Source organism: Paragemmobacter ruber (assembly GCF_009908315.1).
GTDB lineage: Bacteria > Pseudomonadota > Alphaproteobacteria > Rhodobacterales > Rhodobacteraceae > Paragemmobacter > Paragemmobacter ruber.
In genome coordinates this window covers 124,782-138,599 of record NZ_JAAATW010000001.1, presented here as the reverse complement: position 1 = coordinate 138,599, position 13,818 = coordinate 124,782, and the positions used below count along the sequence as shown (strand labels likewise).

Below are 13,818 nucleotides of genomic sequence, written 5' to 3'. Positions count from 1 at the left end.
AAGGCCGGGGGCGGCGCAGGAAAGGCAAAGCCCGCTGCGGCATGGGAAAACATCCCGCGTGGGGCCAAATGTCACGGCGGGGCCGCGCCCGGGACGGGGGAGACCCGCACGAATGCGGGGGCGGGTGCGGGATAGCCCGCGTCACGGCGGCGGGGGCAGGGGCGCGGCCCTAGCCGCGCGCCGCGACCTTTTGCTGATAGGCGTTCAGGCTGCTGATCAGCGCGGTTCCCGCAGGCACCTCGTGCCGGGCGCAGAATTCGGCCCAGACCGCGCCATGGGGCAGATCCTTCACCTCTTCGGTCCAGAGCAGGCGGGCGGTGAAGTCGAGTTGTTCTTCGGCCGTCTTGAGGTGGGCCTGCGGCAGCAGCAGCGCCCGCAGCAGCGCCTTTTGCATATTGCGCACGCCTGTGACCCATGCGGCGGTGCGGCTGATCGTGGCGTCGAAGAAATCGAGGCCGATGCGGGTGCGCCCCAAGAGCCCGGCAAAGACCAGTTCCTGCGCCATGGCAAGAAGATCGTCGTTCAGAAGCACCACATGGTCGCTGTCCCAGCGCATGGGGCGCGAGACGTGCAGAAGCAGGTTGCTGATCGACAGGGCGACCGCCGACAGCTTGTCGGCCACGCTTTCGGTAGGGTGGAAATGCCCCATGTCGAGACAGAGCGCGATGTCGCGGCGCGCGGCATAGCCCATGTAGAATTCATGGCTGCCCACGGTGCAGGCCTCGACCCCGATGCCGAACAGCTTTGATTCCACGGCATCGAGGAGGTGGGCAGGGTCATGCGCCGGGGCCAGCATCGCATCGAGCGAGGCCCAGAGCCGCTGCCGCGCGGCCATCCGGTCCACGGGTGTATCCTTGTAGCCGTCGGGGACCCAGATGTTGTTCACGCAGGGGCTGTCCAAGGCGGCACCGATGCGGGCGGCAATGTCGCGCGAGCGGCGGCCGTGTTCGATCCAGAAATCGCGGATGCCCGGATCGGGATGCGACAGGGTCAGGTTGTCGTCGGCCTTGGCATGGGCAAAGAAGGTGGGGTTGAAGTCAAGCCCGAGGCCCCGGTCGCGCGCCCAATCCACCCATGGGGTGAAGTGGCGGTATTCGATCTGGTCGCGGTCGGGGTTGTCGGCGCTGTCGAGATAGAAGGCGTGCAGGTTCAGCCGGTGGCGGCCGGGGATCTGGGAGAAGGCGAAATCCAGATCGGCGCGCAGTTCATCGGGGGTGCGGGCGCGGCCGGGGTGATTGCCGGTGGCCTGAATTCCGCCGCCGGACGTTCCGGATTTCCGTTCGAACCCGCCCACGTCATCGCCCTGCCAGCAATGCACCGAGATGGCGATGGCAGACAGGGCGGCGAGGGCGGCTTCGGTATCCACGCCCCATGCGGCATAGGCATCCCTGGCCAGATCATAGGCTTTGGTCATCGCGGCTCCCCCCGGATGGCGCGCGGTCAGCGCGTGAAGGCTTCCTTGTTGCCGGCATCGACGTTCAGGATGTTGCCGGTGGATTTGGCCGAAAGGTCAGAGGCGAAGAAATAGACGCCTTCCGCGATGTCTTCGGGCAGGACCGCGCGCTTGAGCAGCGAGCGCTGGCGATACATCTCTTCAAGGCCTTCCTTGTCGGTCTTGTAGGTGCTGGCGCGCTGATCCAGCCATTCGCCCGACCAGATCTTCGACCCGCGCAGCACGGCATCGGGGTTTACCACGTTCACGCGGATGCCTGCCTCGGCCCCTTCCAGCGCAAGGCAGCGGGCGAGGTGGATCTCGGCCGCCTTGGCGGTGCAATAGGCGCTTGCGTTGGGGCTGGCGGCGAGGCCGTTCTTGGAGGCTACGAAGATCACCGCCCCGCCGATCCCTTGCGCGCGCAGGAGGCGGAACGTGTCGCGGCTGACAAGGAAATAGCCCGTGGACAGGATGTCCATGTTGCGGTTCCACAGCGCGAGGCTGGTGTCTTCGATGGGCGCGGAGGAGGCGATGCCTGCGTTCGACACCAGAATGTCGATCCCGCCGAATTCCACCGCGATCTCGGCATGGGCGCGGGCGACGGCCTCTTCCTGCGTCACATCCATCACCACATGGCGCACCACATCGCGCCCGTGCCGTTTGGCCAGCGCATCGGCGGTGGCCGTCACTGCGGCGTCGTCGATATCTGCCAAGAGGACGCAGGCGCCCTCGGACAGCAGGCGTTCGGCGGTGGTCGATCCGATGCCGCCCGCGCCCCCGGTGACCAGCGCCACGCGGCCGGCCAGCGCTTTGGGGCGTGGCATGCGTTGCAGCTTTGCCTCTTCCAGAAGCCAGTATTCGATGTCGAAGGCCTCTTGCTCGGGCAGCGCCTGATAGGTGGAAACTTGGCTTGCCCCGCGCATCACGTTGATCGCGTTGATGTAGAATTCGCCCGAGATGCGGGCGGTGGCCTTGTCCAGCGCGAAGGTGATCATGCCCACGCCCGGTACCAGATAGACCACGGCATTGGGGTCGCGCAGGGCGGGGCTGTCTGCGTGTTTGCAGCGGTCGTAATAGGCGGCGTAATCGGCGCGGTAAGCGTCTACGGCGGCGGGCAGGGCGGCTAGGGTGGCGTCGAGATCGGGCTGTGCCGGATCAAAGGCCACCACCAGCGGCGCGATCTTGGTGCGCAAGAAGTGATCGGGGCAGGAGGTGCCAAGCGGCGCGAGGGTTTCGAGCATGGCCGAGCCCACGAATTCCAGCACTGCGGGGCTGTCGTCGAAATGGCCGACCTTGTGGCGGTCCTTCGAGATCAGGCCGCGGATGGCGGGCATCAGCCGCGCGGCGACGGCGCGGCGGTCTGCGGGCGGCAGGGTGGGGCGGGCCGGGCCGCCAAAGGCGGGCTTGCCTGCGCTTTGTTCTGCCAGCCAGTCGGCGGCGGTGTTGATGACATCGAGCGTTGTCAGATAGCAGTCCTTCGCGTCATCGGCCCAGGTGAACAGGCCGTGGCTTTCCAGGACGCAGCCGCGGGCCTGCGGGTTTTCCAGTGCGAATTTTTCCAGCCACAGGCCCAGCTCGAACCCGGGGCGCTTCCACGGCAGCCAGCCGATGCTGTCGCCGAAGATCTGCGCCGTCAGATCGCGCGAATTGACCGACGCGGCGAGGGCGATGATCGCGTCGGAATGGACGTGATCGACATGGGCGCGGGGCACGAAGGCATGAAGCGGCGTATCGATGCTGGCGGCGCGGGGGTTCAGGTTGAAGGTGCAGTGGGGCAGGTAGCTCACCATCTCATCCTCATGCGCGAGGCCGCGATAGAGGCCCTTCAGCGCCTGCAGCTTGTCCATGTAGAGGGTGGAGAAGCCATCCATCTTCATCGACCCGATATCGCCGCCCGATCCCTTGACCCAGAGGACCTGCACCATCTGGCCCGTCAGCGGATCGCGTTCCATCACCTTGGCGCTGGTGTTGCCGCCGCCGTAATTCGTCACCCGCTTGTCCGACCCCAGCAGGTTGGATCGGTAGAGCAGCTTTTCCGGCTCTGACATTCCCTTGGCGCGGGTTTCATCCCACAGGCTTTGCAGCCGGTTGGCGGTTGTGGTCATGCGCTCCTCCCTCGGTCCTAGTGGCAAATGTGCCGAGGTGAGCGGGAAAGTCAATCACAAACAATCAAGTTCAATCATGCTGCGGTGCAGAATGAAATTGTGTGATTGAAAATGATTGACACTGAGCGATTCAAGTGAAAGCTTTCCATGTAGGGAGGACGCCATGCACGAAAGCGAACGGCACCGGATCATCTTGTCGGCCATTGAGGGGCGTCCCGTCGTGACGGTGGCAGATCTGGTCACGCTGACCGGCGCGTCCGAGGCGACGATCCGGCGCGACATCGCCGCGCTGCATGTGGCCAAGAAGCTGCGCCGGGTGCGGGGCGGGGCGGAATCCATCGCGCCGCCGAATTTTGTTGGGATCAATGCGCGCCCCTTCAGCGTGAACGAGGGCATCCGTCTGGCCGAGAAGCGCGCGATCGCGCGGGCGGCGGTGGAGTTGTGCAGCGATGGCGAGGCGATCATCATCAACGGGGGGACGACGACCTTTCAGATGGTCCACCCGCTGAGCGCGAAGCGCTGTCAGGTGTTCACCAACAGCTTTCCCATCGCCGACCATCTGCTGAAACATTCGCGCAATACCGTTCTGTTGCCCGCCGGAGCGATCTACCGGGAGCAGAACATCATTCTCTCACCATTTGATGAAGATGGCAGCCGCCACTTCTATGCGCGGCGGATGTTCATGGGGTGCCGGGGCCTGGGGCCGCTGGGGTTGATGGAGGGGGACCCGCTTCTGGTGCAGGCAGAGCAGAAGCTGATCGGGCAGGCGGAGGAGCTGGTGGTGCTGGCCGACAGTTCCAAATTCGCCGCGCGGTCGAGCCTGCTTCTCTGCCCGCTCAAGCGCATCCATACGGTGATCACCGATGAAGGCATCACCGACCGCGACGCCGCCATGCTGGAGGCGGCCGAGGTCAGGCTGATCGTGGCGCGGATCGGCGCCGCAGACAGGACGGAGGACCGCGCGGGCGAAGCCTGAGGCGGAAGAGAAGCGGCTCATAGGGAGGACAAAATGGGCATCTGGACAAAGGCACTGGCGACGGCGGCGGTTGCGACCGCGCTGATGGCGCAAGCGGCGGCGGCGCAGGATGTGAAGATCGCGCTGGTCGTGAAGGCGCTGGGCATCGGCTTTTTCGAGGCCGCCGCCAAGGGCGCCGAAGAGGCGGCGGCGGAACTGGGGGATGTGGAGATCATCTATACCGGCCCGACCGACACCACGGCGGAAGGCCAGATCGAGGTGATCAACAGCCTGATCGCGCAGGGCGTGAATGCGATTGCCGTGTCGGCCAATGACCGCGACGCGCTGGTGCCCACGCTGCAAAAGGCGATGGAGCGGGGGATCACCGTCATCTCGTGGGATTCGGGCGTGGCGCCCGAGGGCCGGATGATGCACCTGAACCCGTCGTCCAATGCGCTGATCGGCAACACGATCATCAAGCTGGCGGCCGATCACCTGCCCGAGGGCGGCGATGTGGCGATCCTGTCGGCCTCTGCCACGGCGACGAACCAGAACATCTGGATCGAAGAGGCCACGAAGGTGCTGCCCAACTATCCCGGCATCAATCTGGTGGCGACGGTCTATGGCGATGACCTTGCCGATAAATCCTATCGCGAGGCGCAGGGGTTGATGGCGACCTATCCCAACCTGAAGGCGATCATCGCGCCAACGACCGTGGGCATCCTTGCCGCAAGTCAGGCCGTGACGGATGCGGGCAAGATCGGAGAGATCAACGTGACGGGCCTTGGCCTGCCGTCCGAGATGGCCGGCGCCGTGGCGTCGGGGGCGACCAAATCCTTCGCGATCTGGAACCCGATTGATCTGGGCTATGCGGCCACGATGATTTCCTACAATTTGGTCAAGGGCAACGCCGCCGCCGAGCCGGGCGCCGAGATCGGCATGGGCCGGATGGGCACCGCCACGCTGGATCAGGGGAACGAGGCCGCGATGTCGGACCCCTTCACCTATGACGCGTCCAACATTGATCAGTTCAAGTCGATCTTCTGATCGGTGAACGTGCCCCGGGCGGATGCTCCCCCGCCCGGGGCCCTTTCTTCATGGACATGATGATGCAACCCGTCCTCCGCCTGCGCGGCATTTCCAAGTCATTCCCGGGCGTCAAGGCGCTGCAGGGGGTGCAGCTTGACCTTTATCCCGGCGAGGTGACCGCCCTGATCGGCGAGAATGGTGCGGGCAAATCCACCATCGTGAAGGTGCTGACGGGGATCTACCAACCCGAGGAGGGGACCATCGAGATCGACGGGCGCGGGGTCCGCCTGACCAGCGCCGATGCGGCGGCGCGGGCAGGGGTGACGGCGATCCATCAGGAAACGGTGCTGTTTGACGAATTGACGGTGGCCGAGAACATCTGGCTGGGCCATGCGCCGCGCGGGCGGTTCGGGCTGATCGACCGTCGCGCGATGCGCGAGGGCGCGGCGCGGCTTCTGGCGGGGATCGGCGCGCAGATCGACCCCGGCGCGCGGCTGGGCGATCTGGGCATCGCCTCGCGCCATATGGTGGCCATCGCGCGGGCGCTGTCGATCGAGGCGCGGGTGGTGATCCTTGATGAACCCACCGCGGCGCTGAGCCACAAGGAAATCCACGAGCTTTACGATTTGGTGGAAAAGCTGAAACGCCAGGGCAAGGCGATCCTGTTCATCAGCCACAAGTTCGACGAGATCTTCCGCATCGCGGACCGCTACACGGTGTTTCGGGACGGCCAGTTCGTGGCCGAGGGGCGGATGGCCGAGGTGACGGAGGGGGCGCTGGTCCAGATGATGGTGGGCCGGTCGGTCGATCAGATCTTCCCGGCGCGGGTGCATAATGTGGGCGCTCCGGTGCTGACGGTGGCGGGCTACAGCCATCCGACGGAATTCGCAGACATCTCCTTCACCCTGCACCGGGGCGAGATCCTTGGCTTTTACGGCCTTGTGGGGGCGGGGCGGTCCGAGGTGATGCAGGCGCTGTTCGGCATCACCACCCCGTCCAAGGGGGCCTGCCGGGTCGATGATCAGGTGCGGGTGATCCGGTCGACGGCCGAGGCGGTCGATGCGGGCATCGTCTATGTCCCCGAGGATCGCGGGCGGCAGGGGGCGGTGAAGGGGCTGCCGATCTTTCAGAACGTCACGCTGCCGTCGCTGGGGGCGGTCAGCCGGGCAGGGTTCCTGCGCATGGCCGAGGAACTGGCGCTGGCGCGCGACTATACCCGGCGGCTGGATCTGCGGGCGGCGGCGTTGGATCAGGATGTGGGGCTTTTGTCGGGGGGCAACCAGCAGAAGGTGGTGATCGCCAAGTGGCTGGCCACGCGGCCCCGCGTCATCATTCTGGATGAGCCCACCAAGGGGATCGACATCGGGTCGAAGGCGGCGGTGCATGCCTTCATGGCGGAACTGGCGGCAGAGGGGCTGTCGATCATCATGGTGTCGTCGGAAATCCCCGAGGTGCTGGGCATGTCGGACCGGGTGATCGTGATGCGCGAGGGGCGGATCGTGGATGAGGTGAGCGGAGAGCGGATGACGCCCGAGACATTGGTGCGCGCTGCGGCGGGATTGGCGGTGGCGGCATGACCGGGCGCGACCAAAATTCTTCGAAGAATTTTGCAAATTTGTTCGAACAAATTTGGATCGGGTGGGGGGCTGGGCGATGACGCTGTTCAAAAGTCGCGAGGCGCTTTTGGCGCTGGCGATCCTTGTCACCCTTGGGGTGATCGCGGCGCGGTTTCCGGCCTTTGTCGCGCCGTCCAATCTGGCCAATGTGTTCAATGACACGGCGCCCCTGATGCTGCTGGCCATCGGGCAGATGATCGTGATCCTGACCAAGTGCATCGACCTGTCGGTGGCGGCCAATCTGGCGCTGACCGGCATGGTGGCCGCGCTGATGAACGGGGCGGGGGTGCCGCTGCCCCTGATCCTGTGCGCGGTGGTTGCCTTGGGAGCGGCCCTGGGGGCAGTGAACGGGGTCTTGGTCTGGAAGCTGGGCATCCCGTCCATCGTGGTGACGCTGGGGACGATGACGATCTACCGCGGGACGATCTTTCTGATGACGGAAGGCAAATGGGTGAATGCCCATGAGATGAGCGATGCCTTCAAGGCGCTGCCGCGCCATGTGATCCTTGGCCTGCCGGTGATGAGCTGGATCGCCATCGCCACCATCGCGGTCTTTGCGGTGGTGCTGGCACGCACGGCGCTGGGGCGGGCCTTCTATGCGGTGGGCGGCAATCCCCATGCGGCGGTCTATGCGGGGCTGGATGTGGGTCGCACGCAGTTCTGGGCCTTTGTGATTTCGGGCGCGTTGGCGGGGGTGACGGGCTATCTGTGGGTGGCGCGCTATGCGGTGGCCTATGTCGATGTGGCGGGCGGGTTCGAGCTGGACGTGGTCGCGGCCTGCGTGATCGGCGGGATCGCCATCGCGGGCGGGGCGGGCAGTCTTTGGGGCGCGATGCTGGGGGCGCTGTTCCTTGGGGTGATCAAGAACGCGCTGCCGGTGGTGGGCATTTCGCCCTTTTGGCAGATGGCGATTTCGGGGCTGGCGATCATTCTGGCGGTGGCCTTCAACGCCGCGCAGCGGCGGCCCCGGGGGCGGCTGATCCTGCGGGAGGCCGCGCAATGACTGCGCCCGTGACCAAGCCCGCCCCCCGGATTGTCGCGGACCGCCTTCATTCGCCGCTGCGCCGCGCGCTGCGCAGTTGGGAGGCGATCCTTCTGGTAGTCGCGATTGCGGTCTTCATCGGAAACACGCTGCTGTCGCCCTATTTCCTGAATGCGTGGAACCTGTCGGACGCGACCTTCAACTTCACCGAAAAGGCGATGATCGCCTTTGCCATGGCGATGCTGATCGTGGCGGGCGAGATCGACCTGTCGGTGGCGTCGATCATCGCGCTGGCCTCTACCGCGATGGGGCTTGCCATGACGGCGGGGGCGGGGGTGCCGGTGATCGTGCTGGTTGGGATCGGCACGGGGCTGATCTGCGGGGCGGTGAACGGAGTTCTGGTGGCGGGATTGGGCCTGCCGTCCATCGTGGTGACGATCGGCACGATGAGCCTGTTCCGCGGGATCGCCTTCATCGTGCTGGGGGATCAGGCCTTTACCGGCTATCCGCCCGAGTTCGCCTATTTCGGGCAAGGCTATGTGTGGTGGGTGATTTCGTTCGAGCTGGTGCTGTTTGCGGCCTTTGCGGTGATCTTCTGGGCGGTGCTGCACCGATCCACCTTTGGCCGGGCGGTCTATGCCATCGGCAACAACGCCACGGCGGCGGCGTTTTCCGGCATCCGGGTGCAGCGGGTGCGGTTCATCCTGTTCCTGCTGACGGGGGTGATGAGCGGGGTGGCGGCGGTGTGCCTGACGTCGCGCCTCGGCTCTACCCGGCCCTCCATCGCGACGGGGTGGGAGTTGGAGGTGGTGACCATGGTGGTGCTGGGGGGCGTGAACATCCTTGGCGGATCGGGGACGATCCCGGGGGTGGTGCTGGCGGCGGTCATCATGGGGATGGTGACCTTCGGGTTCGGCCTGCTGAATGTGCCGGGGATCGTGATGAGCATCTTTCTGGGCGCGCTGTTGATCGGGGTGATCGCGCTGCCCCGCCTGCTGCGGAGGGGATGATGGAGAAATACGCCTTTCGGATGCGGCTGAACCCGGGGATGGAAGAGGAGTATCGCCGCCGCCATGATGCGATCTGGCCGGACCTTGTGGATCTGCTGCGCGCGGCGGGGGTGGAGGATTATTCGATCCATCTGGACCGCGAGACGAACCTGCTGTTCGGCGTGCTGTGGCGGCGCGCGGATCACGGGATGGCGGACCTGCCCGCCCATCCGGTGATGAAGCGCTGGTGGGCGCACATGGCCGATATCATGGAGACCAAGCCCGACCTTGAACCTGTCGCCGTGCCGCTGGTGACGCTGTTCCACATGGCCTGACCGATGCAGACCGCAGCCGTCATCGACATCGGCAAGACGAATGTGAAGGTGGCGCTGGTCGATCTTGGCCGCGGCGCCGAGATCGCGGTGGAGACGCAGGCCAATGCCGTGATCCCCGGCCCGCCCTGGCCGCATTTCGATGTGGCGGGGCAGTGGACCTTTATCACCGCCGCGCTGCGGCGGCTTGGCCGTGCGGCGCGGATCGACGGGATCGTGGTGACGACGCATGGCGCCTGTGCCGCGCTTCTGGATGCGGCGGGGGAACTGGCGGCGCCGGTGCTGGATTACGAGCATCCGGGGCCAGACGCGCTGCGGGCCGCCTATGACGCGATCCGCCCGGACTTCGACGAGACGGGAAGCCCGGCGCTGCCCGCCGGGTTGAACCTTGGCGCGCAGTTGCACTGGATGCTGGAGGGGATGGCGGGCCTGCGCGGGCGGGTGGCGCAGGTGGTGACATGGCCGGGATATTGGGGGCACCGTCTGACCGGGGTGGTGGCGTCGGATGTCTGTTCGCTGGGCTGCCACACCGATCTGTGGAACCCGTGGCGGGGGGAGTGGTCGGGGCTGGTGGCGCGGCTGGGGCTGGCGGGTCGGATGGCCCCTGCCCGGCGCCCGGAGGCGGTGCTGGGGCCGCTGCGGGCGGAGTTGCAGGCGGAATTGGGCATCGGCGCGGTGCCGGTGCTGGCGGGGATCCATGATTCCAACGCCTCGCTCCTGCCGCATCTGCGGGGGCGGGCGGCGCCCTTCGCGGTGGTCTCGACGGGGACATGGGTGATCTCGATGGCGGTGGGTGGGGCGGCGGTGACGCTGGACCCGGCGCGGGATACGCTGGTGAACGTGAACGCGCTGGGCGCGCCGGTGCCTTCGGCGCGGTTCATGGGCGGGCGAGAGCATGACCTGATCCGGCAGGGCCGGGTGGGGACGGGCAGTTCGGGGGATGCTGCGCGGGTGCGGGAGGGGGGCGTGATGCTGCTGCCCTCTGTCGTGGGGGAGAGCGGGCCGTTTCCGGGCCGGGTGCATCGCTGGACCCAACAGCCTGCGACAGAGGGCGAGCGGGCGGTGGCACTGGGTTATTACCTTGCGCTGATGACGGCGGAATGTCTGGGGATGATCGGGGCGGCGGGGCCGAGCCTGATCGAGGGGCCCTTTGGCGGGAATGAGGCCTTTCTCGCGATGCTCGCCACGGCGACGGGGCGGCCGGTGATCGCCTCGTCGGCGCGGACGGGAACGGCGCTGGGGGCGGCGCTGCTGTTCGGGGGTGCGGCGGGCGGAGGCGGGGCGGCGGGGCGGGAGGTTACGCCCGATCCCGCGCTGATGCCCTATGCCGCGGCGTGGCGGCGCGCGGTGCTGAGCCAAGGCTGATGCGGCGCGCGGCGCTTGCTTTTCCGGGCGGGATCGTGCTTGCCTGACGGGAAGACGCCGGACAGGCGCAGCCGGGCCTTCGGGAGGGAAACATGAAGATATTCAAGGGGGTCTATGTGGCCCTTGCGGTGGTGGCCTGCCTTGGCGGCGCGCCTGCGTTGGCGGGGCCTGCGCAGGATGACCGATCCGAGGTTCTGGCGAACTGGTATCGCATGATCCTTGAACTGGTGCGCCACACCCCTACCCAGACCCCGCCGGTGGCGAGCCGGTCCTTCGCCTATACTGCGATCATCGCCTATGAGGCGACCGCCTCGGGCGCGCCGGAGTTGCAGACGCTGGCGGGGCAGCTGGTCTGGCTGGACCCGCTGCCTGTGCGTGAGGCGGGGGTGGATTATGCCGATGACGTGGTGCTGAACGCGGCGATGGCGCGGGCGGTGGATGTGTATTTCGCCAATACTGGGCCGACCGGGCAGCGCGCCAAGGCCGCACTTTATAAGCAACTGGAGGGCAAGGTCGGCGCGGGCGTGGCGGCGGATGTGCTGGCGCGGTCGGCGGCCTATGGCACGGCGGTGGCCGATCATGTGATCGCGGCGTCGGAGGATGACGGGGGCGCGGTGATCGAGAACATGGGGTTTCCCATGACCCATACGCTGGGCGGCGAGCCGCAGGATTGGGTGCCCACGAACCTGATCCGGCTGCAGCAGGCCCCACTTCTGCCCGCATGGGGGACGAACCGCCCGATGGTGCTGCCCAGTGGCGAGGCCTGCCCGCTGCCGCCGCCGCCGGCCTATTCGGAAGAGCCGGGGTCGGAGTTCCACGCGCAGGCGATGGAGGTGTACGAGACATCGAGGGCGCTGACCGATGAGCAGAAGCGGATCGCGCGGTTCTGGTCGGATGATCCGATGCTGTCGCCCACGCCGCCCGGGCATTGGGTGGCGATCCTGTTCCAGATTGCCGCGCGGGATCAGCGCCCGGTCGAGGCGCAGGTGGATGCGCTGGTGCGGTTGGGGATCGCGGTGTCGGACGGGTTCATCGTGAACTGGCGCGACAAGTATCGCTATGATCTGCTGCGCCCCATCACCTATATCCGCCGGGTGATCGACCCGGCCTGGGAGCCGCTGTTGAACACGCCGCCTTTCCCGGAATATCCGTCGGGCCATTCCACCCAGTCAGGGGCCGTGGCGCAGGTCCTGACGGCGGTGTTTGGCGAGGGCTTTGCCTTCACCGACAGCACCCATGTGGATGACGGGCTGGCGCCACGGGATTTCCCGGATTTCTGGACGGCGGCGCGCGAGGCGGGGATATCGCGGCTGTATGGGGGCATTCATTTCCGGGCGGCGATTGATTTGGGGCTGGAGCAGGGGGCCTGCGTCGGGGATTTCGTGAACGGGTTGAAGACATGGAAATGACGCGCGGGCGTGGGCTGCTGATGATCTGTGCCGCGCTGGCGGCGGGCCCGGTGCGGGCCGAGGACCCGGCCATCGCGACCTTTGCCGAAGAGACGGAGGCGGCGGGCTTCGCCCATAGCTTCACCGGCGAATGGGAGTTCATGGTGGGCGGCGGCACCGCTGTCTTTGACTGTTCGGGGGATGGGCGGCCGGATGTCTTTGCCGCCGGGGGCACGGCGCCCGGGCAAATGTTCCGCAATGACAGCGAGACGGGCGGGGCGCTGCGCCTGACGCCGGTGGAGAGCGGGCTGGAGCAGGAGGCCGTGTCGGGCGCCTATCCGATCGACATCGACGGCGACGGGGTGATCGACGTGGCCCTGTTGCGGGTGGGGCCGGACCGTCTGATGCGGGGCCTTGGCGAGTGCCGGTTCGAGGATGCGAGCGCGGCTTGGGGCTTTGACGGGTTGGACCTGTGGTCCACCGCCTTTGCCGCGACATGGGAGGCCGGGCAGGATTGGCCCACGCTGGCGGTGGGCACCTATATCGACCGGGCGCAGGAGGCCTTTCCCTGGGGCAATTGCACGCCCAACCACCTGTATCGCCCGGCTGGGGGCGGCGGCTTTGCCGCGCCGCTGCCGCTGGAGCCGGGGTTCTGCGCGCTGTCGATCCTGTTCACCGATTGGGACCGGCAGGGAACGCCCGATCTGCGGGTGTCGAACGACCGCGAATATTACAAGGGCGGGCAGGAGCAGTTGTGGCGGATCGAACCCGGCCAGCCGCCCGTGGCCTTTACCGAGGCGGATGGCTGGCAGCGGCTGCGTATCTGGGGGATGGGCATCGCGCAGGAGGACATCACCTTCGACGGCTTTCCCGAATTCTACCTGACCAGCATGGCCGACAACAAGTTGCAGACGCTGGCCGAGGTGCCCGCCGAGGGGGCGCCCAAGCCGCGCTATCGCGATGTGGCGCTGAAGGCGGGGGTGACGGCGCACCGGCCCTATACGGGCGATGACCTGCGCCCTTCGACCGCGTGGCACGCCCAGTTTGGCGATGTGAACAATGACGGGCTGTCGGATCTGTTCGTGGTGAAGGGCAATGTCTGGGAGATGCCGGATTTCGCGCAGGCCGATCCCAACAACCTGTTGTTGCAGCGGGCGGATGGTACCTTCCTTGAGTCGGGCGACCGGGCGGGGGTGGCGTCGATGCGGCAGGGGCGGGGCGGGGCGCTGGCCGATCTGAACATGGATGGCTGGCTGGATATGGTGGTGATCAACCGCAACGAGCCTGCGCAGGTCTGGCGGAATATGGGGGCGGATGCGGGTGCTGATGCGGGGCGCTGGGTGCAGGTGGCGCTGGAGATGCCGGGGCCGAACCGGCAGGCGGTGGGCGCGTGGATCGAGGTGAAGCTGGCCGATGGCCTGGTGCAGCAGCGCGAGGTGACGATCGGCGGGGGCCATGTCGGGGGTGTGCTGGGCTGGCACCATTTCGGGCTGGGCACGGCAGAGACGACGGAGGTGCGCGTGCGCTGGCCCGATGGGACGGTGGGGCCGTGGCAGGCGCTGGCGGCGGATGCGTTCTGGACGCTGGCGCCGGGGGCAGAGCCGGTGCGGCGGGAGTGAGCGGGT

General features: G+C 66.9%; 11 protein-coding genes. 9 read left to right on the top strand and 2 right to left on the bottom strand.

What is annotated here, in order from left to right; genetic code table 11:
• Nucleotides 1–169: 169 nt before the first annotated feature.
• Together GU920_RS00725 and GU920_RS00720 are read right to left on the bottom strand one after the other, a co-directional pair.
• Nucleotides 170–1,414, bottom strand: a complete 1,245-nt coding sequence (locus tag GU920_RS00725) for an L-rhamnose isomerase (protein ID WP_161764965.1) — start codon at nucleotides 1,412–1,414, stop codon at nucleotides 170–172.
• Nucleotides 1,415–1,440: 26 nt separating this feature from the next.
• On the bottom strand, nucleotides 1,441–3,537 hold the full coding sequence (locus GU920_RS00720; RefSeq protein WP_161764963.1) for a bifunctional rhamnulose-1-phosphate aldolase/short-chain dehydrogenase: 2,097 nt from the start codon (nucleotides 3,535–3,537) through the stop codon (nucleotides 1,441–1,443).
• A 163-nt stretch (nucleotides 3,538–3,700) separates the two neighbouring features.
• Here GU920_RS00720 and GU920_RS00715 point away from each other — a divergent pair, with 163 nt between their 5' ends.
• From GU920_RS00715 to GU920_RS00675, 9 genes are all read left to right on the top strand, one after another.
• Complete coding sequence (locus tag GU920_RS00715; RefSeq protein WP_161764961.1) at nucleotides 3,701–4,513, top strand: DeoR/GlpR family DNA-binding transcription regulator; 813 nt, start codon at nucleotides 3,701–3,703, stop codon at nucleotides 4,511–4,513.
• A 33-nt stretch (nucleotides 4,514–4,546) separates the two neighbouring features.
• The gene (gene rhaS, locus GU920_RS00710) at nucleotides 4,547–5,539 is read left to right on the top strand and encodes a rhamnose ABC transporter substrate-binding protein (RefSeq protein WP_161764959.1); all 993 of its coding nucleotides are present in this window, start codon (nucleotides 4,547–4,549) and stop codon (nucleotides 5,537–5,539) included.
• Nucleotides 5,540–5,589: 50 nt separating this feature from the next.
• Nucleotides 5,590–7,098 carry a sugar ABC transporter ATP-binding protein gene (locus tag GU920_RS00705; RefSeq protein WP_161764957.1) on the top strand — a complete coding sequence of 503 codons (1,509 nt, stop codon included), beginning with the start codon at nucleotides 5,590–5,592 and terminating at the stop codon, nucleotides 7,096–7,098.
• 76 nt (nucleotides 7,099–7,174) lie between these two features.
• Entirely contained in the window at nucleotides 7,175–8,140 is a 966-nt protein-coding gene (locus GU920_RS00700; RefSeq protein WP_161764955.1) for an ABC transporter permease, read from the top strand.
• On the top strand, nucleotides 8,137–9,129 hold the full coding sequence (locus GU920_RS00695; RefSeq protein ID WP_161764953.1) for an ABC transporter permease: 993 nt from the start codon (nucleotides 8,137–8,139) through the stop codon (nucleotides 9,127–9,129). Before GU920_RS00700 ends, GU920_RS00695 begins: the two co-directional genes overlap by 4 nt.
• Nucleotides 9,129–9,443 carry an L-rhamnose mutarotase gene (locus GU920_RS00690; protein ID WP_161766457.1) on the top strand — a complete coding sequence of 105 codons (315 nt, stop codon included), beginning with the start codon at nucleotides 9,129–9,131 and terminating at the stop codon, nucleotides 9,441–9,443. Before GU920_RS00695 ends, GU920_RS00690 begins: the two co-directional genes overlap by 1 nt.
• 3 nt (nucleotides 9,444–9,446) lie before the next feature.
• On the top strand, nucleotides 9,447–10,805 hold the full coding sequence (locus tag GU920_RS00685) for an FGGY-family carbohydrate kinase (protein ID WP_161764951.1): 1,359 nt from the start codon (nucleotides 9,447–9,449) through the stop codon (nucleotides 10,803–10,805).
• 92 nt (nucleotides 10,806–10,897) lie between these two features.
• Nucleotides 10,898–12,214, top strand: coding sequence for a vanadium-dependent haloperoxidase (locus tag GU920_RS00680; protein WP_161764949.1), 1,317 nt, complete (start codon nucleotides 10,898–10,900; stop codon nucleotides 12,212–12,214).
• Nucleotides 12,205–13,812: a CRTAC1 family protein gene (locus GU920_RS00675; RefSeq protein WP_201743941.1), complete on the top strand. Its 1,608-nt coding sequence runs from the start codon at nucleotides 12,205–12,207 to the stop codon at nucleotides 13,810–13,812. The genes GU920_RS00680 and GU920_RS00675 overlap by 10 nt, the downstream gene beginning before the upstream one ends.
• Nucleotides 13,813–13,818: the final 6 nt, after the last annotated feature.

Bases quoted from the DNA above. Each gene is read 5' to 3' on its own strand.
- GU920_RS00695 (WP_161764953.1), top strand. From the start codon at position 8,137: ATGACTGCGCCCGTGACCAAGCCCGCCCCCCGGATTGTCGCGGACCGC.
- GU920_RS00705 (WP_161764957.1), top strand. From the start codon at position 5,590: ATGGACATGATGATGCAACCCGTCCTCCGCCTGCGCGGCATTTCCAAG.
- GU920_RS00675 (WP_201743941.1), top strand. From the start codon at position 12,205: ATGGAAATGACGCGCGGGCGTGGGCTGCTGATGATCTGTGCCGCGCTG.
- GU920_RS00685 (WP_161764951.1), top strand. From the start codon at position 9,447: ATGCAGACCGCAGCCGTCATCGACATCGGCAAGACGAATGTGAAGGTG.
- GU920_RS00700 (WP_161764955.1), top strand. From the start codon at position 7,175: ATGACGCTGTTCAAAAGTCGCGAGGCGCTTTTGGCGCTGGCGATCCTT.
- GU920_RS00725 (WP_161764965.1), bottom strand. From the start codon at position 1,414: ATGACCAAAGCCTATGATCTGGCCAGGGATGCCTATGCCGCATGGGGC.
- GU920_RS00680 (WP_161764949.1), top strand. From the start codon at position 10,898: ATGAAGATATTCAAGGGGGTCTATGTGGCCCTTGCGGTGGTGGCCTGC.
- GU920_RS00720 (WP_161764963.1), bottom strand. From the start codon at position 3,537: ATGACCACAACCGCCAACCGGCTGCAAAGCCTGTGGGATGAAACCCGC.
- GU920_RS00715 (WP_161764961.1), top strand. From the start codon at position 3,701: ATGCACGAAAGCGAACGGCACCGGATCATCTTGTCGGCCATTGAGGGG.
- rhaS (WP_161764959.1), top strand. From the start codon at position 4,547: ATGGGCATCTGGACAAAGGCACTGGCGACGGCGGCGGTTGCGACCGCG.
- GU920_RS00690 (WP_161766457.1), top strand. From the start codon at position 9,129: ATGGAGAAATACGCCTTTCGGATGCGGCTGAACCCGGGGATGGAAGAG.